This is a genomic window from Prosthecobacter gellanilyticus, from assembly GCF_007992435.1.
Taxonomy (GTDB): Bacteria; Verrucomicrobiota; Verrucomicrobiia; order Verrucomicrobiales; family Verrucomicrobiaceae; genus Prosthecobacter; species Prosthecobacter gellanilyticus.
In genome coordinates this window covers 36,828-49,109 of record NZ_BKAG01000051.1, presented here as the reverse complement: position 1 = coordinate 49,109, position 12,282 = coordinate 36,828, and the positions used below count along the sequence as shown (strand labels likewise).

General features: G+C 57.8%; 11 protein-coding genes. 8 read left to right on the top strand and 3 right to left on the bottom strand.

Annotation, left to right across the window (positions count from 1 at the left end; genetic code table 11):
- Positions 1 to 346, top strand: a 346-nt coding sequence (locus BGE01nite_RS24010) for a DUF1553 domain-containing protein (protein WP_146854528.1), incomplete at its 5' end; no start/stop codon positions are given.
- 22 nt (positions 347 to 368) lie between these two features.
- On the opposite strand, the gene BGE01nite_RS24005 is transcribed toward BGE01nite_RS24010, so the two are convergent.
- Positions 369 to 800, bottom strand: a complete 432-nt coding sequence (locus BGE01nite_RS24005; protein ID WP_146854526.1) for an ASCH domain-containing protein — start codon at positions 798 to 800, stop codon at positions 369 to 371.
- Positions 797 to 2,809 (bottom strand): GNAT family N-acetyltransferase, encoded by a 2,013-nt coding sequence (locus tag BGE01nite_RS24000; protein WP_146854524.1) that lies wholly within the window; start codon positions 2,807 to 2,809, stop codon positions 797 to 799. The genes BGE01nite_RS24005 and BGE01nite_RS24000 overlap by 4 nt, the downstream gene beginning before the upstream one ends.
- A 259-nt stretch (positions 2,810 to 3,068) precedes the next feature.
- Between BGE01nite_RS24000 and BGE01nite_RS23995 the strand changes: the two genes are divergently transcribed.
- Positions 3,069 to 4,508 carry a DUF1501 domain-containing protein gene (locus tag BGE01nite_RS23995; RefSeq protein ID WP_146854522.1) on the top strand — a complete coding sequence of 480 codons (1,440 nt, stop codon included), beginning with the start codon at positions 3,069 to 3,071 and terminating at the stop codon, positions 4,506 to 4,508.
- On the opposite strand, the gene BGE01nite_RS23990 is transcribed toward BGE01nite_RS23995, so the two are convergent.
- The gene (locus tag BGE01nite_RS23990) at positions 4,489 to 5,283 is read right to left on the bottom strand and encodes a metallophosphoesterase family protein (protein WP_146854520.1); all 795 of its coding nucleotides are present in this window, start codon (positions 5,281 to 5,283) and stop codon (positions 4,489 to 4,491) included. The genes BGE01nite_RS23995 and BGE01nite_RS23990 overlap by 20 nt on opposite strands.
- 81 nt (positions 5,284 to 5,364) lie before the next feature.
- Here BGE01nite_RS23990 and BGE01nite_RS23985 point away from each other — a divergent pair, with 81 nt between their 5' ends.
- The 6 genes from BGE01nite_RS23985 to BGE01nite_RS23960 all read left to right on the top strand — a co-directional run bounded on the left by BGE01nite_RS23985 (position 5,365) and on the right by BGE01nite_RS23960 (position 12,253).
- Positions 5,365 to 6,336 (top strand): Kelch repeat-containing protein, encoded by a 972-nt coding sequence (locus BGE01nite_RS23985; protein ID WP_218033085.1) that lies wholly within the window; start codon positions 5,365 to 5,367, stop codon positions 6,334 to 6,336.
- Between the two features lie 45 nt (positions 6,337 to 6,381).
- Positions 6,382 to 7,815: a DUF1501 domain-containing protein gene (locus tag BGE01nite_RS23980; RefSeq protein ID WP_146854516.1), complete on the top strand. Its 1,434-nt coding sequence runs from the start codon at positions 6,382 to 6,384 to the stop codon at positions 7,813 to 7,815.
- A gap of 32 nt (positions 7,816 to 7,847) precedes the next feature.
- Positions 7,848 to 8,525, top strand: a complete 678-nt coding sequence (locus tag BGE01nite_RS23975) for a matrixin family metalloprotease (protein ID WP_170267017.1) — start codon at positions 7,848 to 7,850, stop codon at positions 8,523 to 8,525.
- 52 nt (positions 8,526 to 8,577) lie between these two features.
- The gene (locus tag BGE01nite_RS23970) at positions 8,578 to 8,799 is read left to right on the top strand and encodes an AbrB/MazE/SpoVT family DNA-binding domain-containing protein (protein ID WP_146854512.1); all 222 of its coding nucleotides are present in this window, start codon (positions 8,578 to 8,580) and stop codon (positions 8,797 to 8,799) included.
- 303 nt (positions 8,800 to 9,102) lie between these two features.
- Positions 9,103 to 10,491 carry a DUF1501 domain-containing protein gene (locus BGE01nite_RS23965; RefSeq protein WP_146854510.1) on the top strand — a complete coding sequence of 463 codons (1,389 nt, stop codon included), beginning with the start codon at positions 9,103 to 9,105 and terminating at the stop codon, positions 10,489 to 10,491.
- 25 nt (positions 10,492 to 10,516) lie between these two features.
- Complete coding sequence (locus tag BGE01nite_RS23960; RefSeq protein WP_146854508.1) at positions 10,517 to 12,253, top strand: DUF1549 and DUF1553 domain-containing protein; 1,737 nt, start codon at positions 10,517 to 10,519, stop codon at positions 12,251 to 12,253.
- Positions 12,254 to 12,282 lie beyond the last annotated feature (29 nt).

Here is a 12,282-nt window from a genome sequence, read left to right as displayed (position 1 = left end):
TATGTTCATCAAGCGCGGGCTCGTGGTCCCCATGCTGGAGACGCTGGACCTTGCCGACACGGTGAGCAGCTGCCCGCAACGCCAGGTGACCACCGTGGCTCCGCAGGCGCTGACGCTGTTCAACAGCGATTTTGTGAATGAGCAGGCCCGGTATTTTGCCGCGAGACTGAAACGTGAAGCGGATGATGACGCCGAACAACAAGTGCGACTGACTTGGCGGCTGGCGCTGTGCCGTGAACCTTCCCAGGATGAGATGGCGAAGATGCGGGCGTTTTTGCGAGAGGAGTCTCTGGAGCAGCTTTGCCGGGTGGTGCTGAATCTGAATGAGTTTGTTTATCCGGAGTGAGGTGACTTCCGTCCTGCAACAATCACACTCTCGAATCAGGCGATAAAATCTCGCGTTCGGATCCACGCAAGTATCGATAGGATTGAGGTGGATGGAATCCTCTAACCTGCTTTCTGAGAGACTTTAATTCAGCCTCTTCGTTCAATGTCCATGCCTTAGCTATTTGGATGCCGTAAGCTGTTTTACAGCCACTGAAATAGGAATCAAATTCTGCCTGGGTTACCCCGGCGTCTTTGCCATGACTGCGATAAACACTTCGTGGAGTTCCTGAGACAATGCCAGCAACCTCAAACCCGCCGACCAGTGCCATTCGGGGCCCTGAAGCATATACCATCACAAGGTCTCCAGGCTTCAACTTCGGGCACACCCGCCGCAACTCAATCGTCTTCACTCCCGAGAAGATCATTTCAGAGTATCTGGGTTTGATAGACATCAATACGGCATTTCGGGTCATGGTGTGGCTCCTGTTCCTAACTCGTATATCCGCTTAAACGCTTCGTGATCAACAGACATTGGGCCTTGGAAGGTTCCCTTGATTCCCAACGCCGAAAGCTGCGACCTAGTCACAGGGCGCCTAAATCTCTCAGTATGAGAGAAACGAAGCGCAGTGATTTTCTTGTTCACATCTTCATTTGCGGTTTGATACACCTGCTTCCAGCTATAGACGCCCAACCTCTGAAACTGTCTGAACAGTTGTTTGGGGCCATCTCGCACCCAGGAACGCAGGCGAGACACAGCCTTCACAGTCATACTACCCAAGTCTTCACATCCCAGGCTGACATACCAGAGAATGTGTCCCGGCGCGGAAAACTTGTTCCGGCTGGCGCTATAATAGACGCCTTCAACGCCCAAGTGTAGCTCACTACGAATGTCTGAGATTCCCGGCAGCCTTAACGAGGCCAACTCATCATCAAAAAAGTGCTCTGCCCACTGCGCTTGGATTGGAACAAGATAACAAGGTAGGGATTCGGCGTCTATCTTGGCTGGCCAAATCAACGTGCCAAGTTCATCCGGCGTTCGCCAGCCTTCATAAATACCTCGAGATCGAAGAAGTTCCGAGATTTCCTCCATAGGTTTGAATCCATGAAGCAACGGCTTTATCCACTGCTTACCCGTCGCGACAAAGCCAAGTTCTATGAGAGCTTGCACGGCATCACAGCTCAGGTGCGTGTCGTCTAACGATATCAATTCCTGCGCGGAAAATGCCCCTTCTCGGATCAAATTCATTAATATGTGCCTGGCAACAGTAGGAGCAATCGAGTGCCCGCTGATACGCAGCATTCTAATAAGCTCGCCGCCGTCGGCCGTCTCTATCCCGGCTAACAAAAGGGGATCGCCTCCCTGCTCGACCAGACGAACACTGCACCTACGGGGATGCGTCAACAACTCGCTAAGCCCTGAACGAAATTGATGCATTTTCTCATTCGCCTTATCACGAAATGCATCACAAACTCTCTCAATGTCGGAGGCCTTCAAATTCGAAGTTACGAGTTTCGTTCCCAACAATTTCTGTGGCTGATATTCCGATTCACGATCGATAACATCATGCATGCTTATGAGCTCAACTGGGCTGAGCACCTGAATATCGAACGACTGCAATAACTCAGGAGCGAGGGAAAGGACTAACTCGTCACGGGTGACAAAGAAACGCACGCCTGCCGTAACTGTGTACGCAATGTGCTTTAAATCGGACCGGCCACGATCTGTCTTAGCAAGTTCGGGGTATATCCCAGCTAACCTCGATGCAAGTTCAGACACTTCCGCAGTCGGGGCGCGGATCATTTCATACCTCAAAAGAAGATCACGTGATGCCTTGCGCTGCGCATCATCCTCACAGCGGTCAATATCATTGTATATCTCCGGTGTAACAACCAGATCTAAAATATCATCAAGCCATGAAGCGGTTAGACCTGTTGCTTTCAAATGGTGCTCACGCCTGGGATACGAAAGATCCAAAAATACATTGGTATCGATAACCACTTTAGTCTTCTCATTCTCAGCGCCAACCACTGATAACAAGTCTTGGTGGCCATGATCATAATGCCAAATCGTGAGTTCTGCACCATCAGCGCCACGCCCTCTGACGCTTGCAAGTGGAAGAAAATCGAGGCGTGGCCAAAGATCATTTGCCGAGTAATCGCGTCGGCATCTCAATGTGATGCAATCGAGGTGCGCTGAAATTTGTTTTAGTCGGTTAACCAGCAGCTTTGCAACCCCTTGCCCACGAACCTCGAGTACTGTGCATAAATGCACGACAGCGGCTCTCCCTCGCGCGATTCTAAAAAACAGATAGCCAACAATGCGTCCCTCTTTGCTTGTGGAAATGAGGATTCGCTCCGTTGCGATAGCCTGCTCAAAAGCCCCTTCCGGCATAAAACCGAGAGTCGCTGACTCTTTACGGTAAAGTGCAAAGATCTCGTCCCGTCGCGTCTGATCCGACAATAATGAAACTTCGAAAGTCATGACTGAAAGGACCTCCCTGAAGCTCCCAGTTTGACCTCGAAGCTCAGACTTGAATCCGTGGAAGATATTCTCAACGGCGTCGAGAAAATCTCTTCTGGCAAGACATAGGAAGGAGCAATCAGCATAACATTTACAATTCGACTAAGCTTACAGCTTATAATGATATCCAACACTCATCAAAACAAGTAAAGGCTCGCCTGTCCACAGTTTATACAGAGCAAGAGCGTGTGCGTGATGTCTGTATTGGACTCATCTCACCATGTCACGCTTCATTCCGAACCGCACGCCTTGTGGGCAGACACGCCGGGAGTTTCTGTGGCAGGTCGGGGGTGGGTTTGCGGGGATAGCATTGACGGATTTGATGGTGGCGGAGGCGCTTGCGGCATCGACTTCGCCGATGGCGGAGAAGAGGGCGCATCATGCGGCGAAGGCGAAGCACTGTGTGTTCCTCTTCATGAATGGCGGGCCTTCGCAGGTGGACACGTTTGATCCGAAACCAATGCTGAAGAAGCATGATGGCAAGCCGTACACGGGCGATGCGAAGGTGGGATCCAACGGACGGGCGGTGGGGCATCTGATGGCATCGCCGTTTGAGTTCAAGAAGCATGGGCAGAGCGGACTGGAGATCAGCAGCTTGTTTCCGCACACGGCGCGGCATGCGGATGATCTGTGCGTGATCCGGTCCATGCATGCGGACACGGCGGCGCATGCCTCCGGCTGCCTGCAGATGAACACGGGCAGCATTTTTATTGGGAAGCCGAGCCTGGGCTCGTGGTTGAGCTATGGGTTAGGCACGACGAACCAGAACCTGCCAGGGTTTGTGGTGATGACGGATCCGCGTGGCGGACCGATCGGCAGTGCTTCGAACTGGACGGCGGGCTACATGCCGGCGGCGTATCAGGGCACGCTGTTTCGCAGTGGTGGATCGCCGCTGCTGGATCTGGCGACGCCAGAGGGGACGAGTGATCGCACGCAGCGCAGGAGCCTGGATCTGCTGAGGTCACTCAATGAGGAGCATCTGAAGATGCATCCGGAGGAGACGGAGCTGATGGCGCGCATCGAGTCTTATGAGCTGGCGTATCGCATGCAGACGGAGGCGATGAGCACGGTGGATGTGGAACTTGAAGACGCGGTGACGCGAGAGATGTACGGGCTCAATGATCCGCGCACGGCGGACTTTGGCCGCAAGTGCCTGATCACGCGGCGGCTCATCGAGAAGGGCGTGCGCTTCATCCAGCTCTACTCGGGCGGTGGGCACATCGAGGACACGTGGGACGGGCACAATGACTGCATCACGAATCACACGCTGCATGCGGGTGAGACGGACAAGCCGATCGCGGCACTGATCGCGGATCTAAAGCGCACGGGACTCTGGGATGAGACGCTGCTGGTGTGGGGCGGTGAGTTTGGCCGCACGCCGACGAGTGAAGGTGTGGGCAAGCCGGGGCGTGATCATGACTGGCACGGCTTTTCCATGTGGATGGCCGGAGCGGGTGTGAAAGGTGGACAGGCCATCGGCGCGACGGATGAGCTGGGCTTCAAGGCGGTGGAGGATCGCTGCCATGTGAGTGACCTGCATGCGACGGTGCTGCACCTCATGGGCATCGACCACACACGACTGAGCTTTCCGCATCAAGGCCTGAACCAGCGCCTCACGGGCGTGGAGGAGCGGCATGTGATCACGAAGGCTCTGGCGTGAGGAAGGAAGGCTTCAGATCGACAGTAAGATCAGGAACAAACGCTTGGTTAGGCGAATCTGGATAGGCTCGTGGATTCGAGAGAACTCGAGTTTCACCAATCTTGTAGTCGTTGCTGTGATGAATGTGGCCGTGGATCCAAAGCTGCGGCTGATGCTCGGTGATCAGAGCATCCAGATGCGAGGCATAGGCGCAACTGATGTCCTCCGTGCGGCGGCGCTCGGGCAATGAGAGGATGGAGGGCGCATGATGAGTCACGATGACGGATGATCTGGCATCTCCTGCGGCGAAGAACTCTTTCAGGGCCTCTACGGAAATCAGGTGTTTGTGGCGCGTCTCCACGGGCCTGAGACGGCGGTTACCGCGGTCCGAGTTCCGCACGCGTTTGTAGTCATTCATCACGCCTGCGGCCTCAATGGCACCCATCTGCCAGTCACCCATGAGAGCCATGTCTGTCCAGAGCGTGGCCCCGAAGAAACGAACGCCCTTGATGGTGACAGAGTCATTCTCCAGGAAATGCACGTTCGTGCCTTGGGCCTTCTCGCGCAGCTTCTCGATGAGGCGTGGGAACCTTTCGCCGTAGAACTCGTGATTGCCGCAGATGTAGATGACGGGGACGTCAGTGATGTTGCGCAGGATCCAGTTCAGGCCGCTCATCTTGATCGAGACATCACCGGCGAGCACGACGCAGTCACAGTCCACCTTGGGCAGAGGGATCTCGCCGAACTCCTGATGCAGGTCACTGACCACATGGATGCGCATTTGATTCCGTAGCATGATTTAAAGAGAGCGCCAGCGTTCCGCTTTTCGAAGGATCGCAAGCACGGTGGCGAGATGGGCGTTTGTCATCTCTCCCGCATGAAGTCGCTTTTACTTTTCCTTTCGTTCACAAGCAGTGCTCTCGCACAAGACTGGGTGCTGGAGGGGAACGCGGCGTGGCAGGCGAGGGACTCGCAGGCGGAGTGGGTGTTTCGTGAGCAACTTTGGATAGGCGGGGGATGGTTTCAGTCGTTTGCGGATCCGCCGAGGGATGTATGGTCATCGGCCAATGGCAAGGACTGGACGCTGGTGGAAGGCAACGCGCCGTGGGTGCACAGTGATCTGCCGATGAATGTGACCTTTGCGGACAAGATGTGGATCATGGGCGGCTGGTATAAAGGCAGGCTGCCGGGGCATTCAGCGAGCAACCAGGTGTGGTCGTCCAACGATGGAGTGAAGTGGGATCAGGTCACGAAGAGCGCGGAGTGGTCGCCAAGAGTCGCGGCCGGGCTGGTGGTGCATCGCGGGAAGATGTGGATGCTCGGGGGGATCGAGGACTACTATTTTGGCACGGACAAGAGTCTGAAGAATGATGTGTGGTCGTCTGATGATGGGAAGACTTGGAAGCTGGAAGTGGCGAGCGCGCCGTGGTCGGCGAGGGCCTATCATCAGGCGGTGGTTTTGAATGACCGGATTTATGTGATGGGCGGTGGTAACTACACGCCGGCTTATCATGCGAAGAATGATGTGTGGTCCTCCAGCGATGGTGTGAACTGGAACGGCGAGACGGAGTCGGCGCCGTGGGAGGCGCGGCTGTGGTTCAGTGCAGCGGTGTATCGCGGGCAGATGTGGGTGCTGGGCGGGTGGTCAAAGGAGAAGGACAACTACGGCGATGTCTGGCATAGCGCGGATGGGAAGACGTGGAAGCGGCTGGAGACGAGGACCTGCTGGAAGGCTCGGCATGAGCATTCGGCGTTCGTTTTCCAGGACAAGCTCTGGGTGGCGGGAGGGCATGCGCGGCCGCTTTCGAATGAAGTGTGGTCCCTTCAGCTGACCAAGGATTGGCCATAGCGAAATGGAAAGGCACTGCGGAGGCAGCGCGTACTTTGCCCCCGTATGCTCACCATCAACGGCACCACGCGCACGAACTGCTCCGGCATCTCGCGCCGGGAGCTTTTGCAGATCGGCGGGGCGGGTTTGTTTGGCATGACTCTGCCGGGCGTGCTGGCCGCGCAGGAGGCTCAGGAAGCTTTTGCAGGTGGGAAGGCGAAGTCGGTGATCTTTCTGTTTCTCTTTGGCGGGCCGAGCCAACTCGAGACGTTTGATTTGAAGCCTCAGGCGAAGCCGGAGATACGCGGACCATTCAAACCGATCCGCTGCCGCACTCCGGATTTGCTGATCAGCGAGCATCTGGCACGGCTGGCGAAGATCTCGGACAAGTTCACGGTCATCCGGTCGATGACGCACAGCTACAATGACCACAGCGGCGCGGGGCACTATCTGCAGACGGGGCATCGCTGGCATCTGCCGGTGGGAGGTGGTTTCTCGGCCACGCCGCAGGACTGGCCGTCTATCGGCTCGGTGGTAGAGCATCTGAGTCAGAAGCAGCCGGGAGGCATGGAGCGTGATCTGGCCTCATATGCGGTGCTGCCAAACCGGCTGGGGCGCTTGCAGGATCGCGGGCAGTATGTGCGGCCCGGTGAATACGGCGGATGGTTAGGCCAGGCCTACAACCCGATGACGACGGTGATCGACAAGCAGAGCCTGAAGGACAACCCCTACTGGCGTGCCTGCGCGGATGGTGAGCTGAGCTTTGAGATCGAGGGGCTGAAGCCGGTGATCCCGGTGAGCCGAATTCAGGAGCGCGTGGGGTTGCTGGATCAGTTCGAAGCGGTGCGCACGAGGCTCGACCTCGGTGATGGCGATGCGATGGATCTGCATCGCAAACGGGCGATGGCCCTGATCTCTTCGGACAAGACGAGCAGCGCGCTGAACATCCGCGCGGAGTCTGAGAAAATGCGGGATCGCTATGGGCGGCATCTGTTTGGCCAGAGCTGCCTCATGGCGCGGAGACTGGTGGAGGCAGGGACGCGCTTTGTGACCGTGCATTACGATACTGCAGACGGCTTCGGCTGGGACTCACACCGCACGAGCGATGATGTGCGGGACCATTTGCTGCCTACCTTTGACCAAGGCTGCGCAGCGCTGCTGACGGATCTGGATGAGCGCGGTCTGCTGGATGAGACGCTGGTGGTGGCACTGGGCGAGATGGGACGCACGCCCACGCCGAACGCGACGTGGGGTCGTGGTCACTGGAGCACCTGCTTCCCGGCCCTGATCGCGGGTGCAGGCATTCGCGGCGGCATTGTGTATGGAAAGTCGGACAAGGAAGCGGCTTATCCGGATGACAAACCGGTCTCGCCAGAGGACCTGGCGAAGACGCTGTATTGGTCGCTCGGCATCAATCCGGATCTCATGCTGATGAACCGCGAGAACCGGCCGATCCCGGTGGTGGATGGCGGAAGGCCGTTGCTCGATCTTTTTGGGTGACCTGGATCGTGATGCATCTGCCCAGGCCTAATATGAAGCATCTCATTTACTTGATCGCGTGCCTGCTGCTGTCAGTGGTGTTGCTGGCGCAGGAGGGCAAAGAAGCGGCGGTACCAGCAGCGCCTGAAATGCCGGTCATCACTTTGCCGGTGAGGATTCATCTGATGCAATCAAGCTCGATGCCGGACATGCACACGACGCTGGTCGAGGCGGATGTCCGGAGGGTCATGAGCAAGGTGAACAAGGTATGGGCACAGGCGGGGATTCAGTTTGAGATCGAGTCCATCAAGACTGCGGAGGCGGTGCCAATGCCAGAGGAGAACCGGCTGAAGTCTGAGTTTGTGCGGGTGAAGTCGATGGTCCCGAAGAGCGTGCTCAGCCCGACCGGGATCGACATCTGCTATGTGAAGACGGTGAAGCCGAACGGCTTCTTCTATGGGGAGCCGATCGTGGTGAAGGACACGGCTTCTCTCCGTGAGGTACCAGGAGGTCTGGACGAGCCGCTGCCGAGGGTGACGTCCCATGAGATCGGCCATGCGCTGGGGCTGAACCACCGGCAGGACACCACGAATCTGATGCAGTCCGGCACCACGGGCTTCAGCCTGAACGCGGAGGAGATCACCACGGCACGGGCGAAGGCGCAGGAGTATCTGGAGAAGCACGGAGGCGGTGCGGCGGAAGCAGCGACAGCGGCCCCTTCTATTAAGTAGTGAGCCGGGACGAAGGTGTTGACAGTCGTTACCCCATGCGTGGTAGTAGACTATGATCCAGACGATCACCAAAATTGGCAATACTCAGGGAATCATCCTTGATCCAACATTGCTCGAACAGGCTGGGCTTGAACTTGGTGATGAAGTGAATGTGGAAGTGCTTGGCAATGGGATCATCAGCATCAAGCCCATTAGCATTGGTTCGAGGCGTGCAGGTCAAGAGGCGCGACGCTTGATTCAAAAGAATGATGAGCTGTTCCGTCGGCTTTCTTGACGGCGACAACATCTTCCAACCAATCACTGGGCTCAGTGAGGAAACAACGTCCAGGTCCGAAGATGCGGGACCCACGTTGGGGTCCGACATGGAGATAGCGGAGGCGGGACCGGTTTCCAGGGTAAGCTCGCTATGGCTCGCCAACCCTTCGCTATGGTGCGGAAGGCCGTTGGCCTTCGAACCAGAGGCAGCAGGCAGAGACAGGGCTGACCTTGTGGGGAGCCACCTTGCTGCGTGCTCGCCAATCGGATGAATTTCGGCCAGTCTGGATGGAAATTCCCTGGATCAACGTTTTAAGCCGTCATGGACTTCCTCCCTGCCCTGTCACGCCGCCGGTTTCTCGGAGGGGCAGGTGTGGGGTTGTCGGGCATCGCGTGCTCGCAGTTGCTGGGCAGCGAGGCGCTGGGGGGTGAGGGTAAGTCCCACTTTCCGGCGAAGGCGAAGCGGGTGATCTGGCTCTTCATGCATGGGGGGCCGAGCCATGTGGACCTTTTTGATCCGAAGCCGGACCTGATCCGCCATGCAGGCAAGCCGTTGCCGGATAGCTACGGGACGGTGGAGACGCGGCGGAAGGTGGCGAAGAATCCGCTGCTGGGGCCGGTGAAGGCTTTCCGCCAATATGGACAGAGTGGCATCGAGGTGAGTGATTTCCTGCCGCACATGGCGGAGCTGGCAGACGAGATGTGCGTGATCCGGAGCTGCCATGGTGACAGCGTGAATCATCCGCAGTCCGTCTACCAAATGAACACGGGATCCATCCAGATGGGCAAGCCGAGCATGGGGAGCTGGGTGTCGTATGGCCTAGGCTCTGAGAATGCGGACATGCCTGCGTTTGTGGTGATGCCGGATCCGGGTGGTGGTCTGAAAGGCGGTCCGCCGGCCTGGGGCAGCGGCTTTCTGCCTGCAACTTTCCAAGGCACGACGATGCGGGCAGGTGAGCACCCTATTTTGCATCTCAACAGTCCGATGAGCAGTGCCCGTCAGCGGGCGACGCTGGACCTGATCCAGCAGATGAACGCGGCACATCAGGCCCGGCATGAGGCAAACAGCGTGCTGGATGCGCGCATCCGCGCTTATGAGCTGGCTTTCCGCATGCAGTCCGCGGCGCCTGAGGCGGTGGATATCTCGCGCGAGACAGAGGCCACGAAGAAGCTTTATGGGATGGATGATCCGACGACGAAAGAGTTTGGCACACGGTGCCTGCTGGCTCGTCGCATGATTGAGCGCGGGGTGCGCTTTGTGCAGCTTTATTCTGGCGATACCAATGGCTGGGATGCGCATGAGGATGTGCTGAAGAATCACACGGAGCACTGCGCGCGCACGGACAAGCCGGTGGCAGGTCTGCTGCGTGATTTGAAACAGCGCGGGCTGCTGGAGGACACGCTGGTGATCTGGGGCGGTGAGTTTGGCCGCATGCCGATGAGCGAGAAGGGTGTGGGCCGCGATCACAATCCCTGGGGCTTTACCACGGTGCTCTTCGGCGCGGGTGTGAAGCACGGCCATGTGCATGGGGCCACGGACGAGTTCGGCCTGCGCGCCGCCGTGGACAAAGTACACATCCATGATCTGCACGCGACGATCCTGCACACGCTGGGCATTGACCATGACCACCTCACCTTCCGGCTCAATGGGCTGGATCAGAAGCTCACAGGGGTGGATGAGTGCCGGGTGGTGAAGGAGATCCTCGCGTGAGGAATGACGAAATCCGAATGTTCGAATGATGAAGAAAGTCCAGACTGCCGCGATTTTGCTAAGCATGCTGTTAGGCATGAGGCAGAGCCATGCTGTGGCGATTCATGCTTCGGCGGATCCGGTGAAAGATGAGCCAGCGATCACGGAGAAGGATCGTGAGCACTGGGCCTTTCAGCCGCTGGCGAAGGTGGATGCGAAAGCGGGCATCGCCACCTGGATGCCGCCGCAGTCTCCGGAGGCGGATCAAGCAACGTTGATTAGGCGTGTTTATTTTGATCTGGTGGGCTTGCCGCCACCCATTTCAGACGCGGAGACGCGGAGAGGGGGAGACACGGAGAAGGATTATGAGGCGCTCGTGGATGAGCTGCTGGCGAGTCCTCGCTATGGGGAGCACTGGGCGCAGTGGTGGCTGGATCTGGCGCGGTTCGCGGAGACGGATGGATTTGAGTATGATGCGGAGCGTGGACGCGCCTGGCAGTATCGGGACTGGGTGATCAAGGCGCTGAATGATGACATGCCTTTTGACCAGTTCATGCAGCAGCAGATCGCCGGGGATCTTTTGCCGAACGGCGAGGCTGCGGCGACGGGCTTTTTGTTCGCGGCTCCAGACATGCCGGATCTGAACAGCCAGGACGAGCGGCGCCATGTGCTGCTGAATGACATCGCGTCCACGGTGGGCTCGGTGGGACTCGGCCTAACCGTGGGTTGTGCACAGTGTCATGACCATCCTTATGATCCGGTGAGCCAGGCGGATTTTTACCGGCTGCGCGCTTTCTTTGACAACACGGTGCAGCCGAAGAATGGCAAGCAGATCGGGCCCTCAGTGCGTATCTTCACGGAAGGCGTGCCCGTGAGCACGGTTTTTGTTAGGGGAGATTTTAAGCGCCCAGGACCGGAGATCAAGCCAGCCTTTCCACGCATCCTCGGCAAGCCTGCGGAGAGTCCGGACCGTGCAGCTTTAGCGATGTGGCTGACTTGTGAGGACAATGTTCTTTTTCTGCGCGCCACGGCGAACCGGCTCTGGCAGCAGCATTTTGGTAAACCGCTGGCGGCGATTCCAGGTGATCTGGGCAAGCAGGGAGAGGCGCCGACGCATCCGGAACTGCTGGACTGGCTGGCGGCGGAACTGCCAAAACAGGGCTGGAGCCTGAAGAAGCTGCACAAGCTGATCGTGATGTCGCCGACCTATCGGCAGGCGAAGCTGACACCGCGCCGCCTCACAGGTGAGATGCTGCGGGATGCGATGCTCTCTGCCTCCGGGCAGCTCAATCTCAAGGCCGGAGGTGCCAGCGTGCGCCTGCCGATGCCGAAAGAGGTCAGCGAGACGCTGCTGAAAAAACAGCTGCAAGTCACGGAGGATGTCACTGAGCACACGAGGCGGAGCATTTATACCTTCGCACGCCGCAATGCGCGCCACCCGCTGTTTGACCTCTTTGACCGGCCGGATGCGCTGATGTCCTGCGCGCGCCGGAATGAATCCACCACGGCGCCGCAGGCGCTGATGCTGCTGAACTCCAGCTTTGCCCATGAGATCGCGGGGAAGATCGCGAATGATTTGACGGAAGCGCATCAATCCGAGACAGCCAAACTGGTGGCTGCGGCCACTCAGAGCTGCCTGTCACGTCCGGCCACAGCGGCTGAGATTGAGGTGGGGAGCGCATTTCTGGAGAAGCACACCGCGATCGCGGGTAGCTTTAGCGCAGCCCTGGCGGACTACTGCCTGGCCCTGCTGAACTCGAACGAGTTCGTGTTTGTGGACTGAGGCATCCCAAGCGGATGTTGGCTGCGATT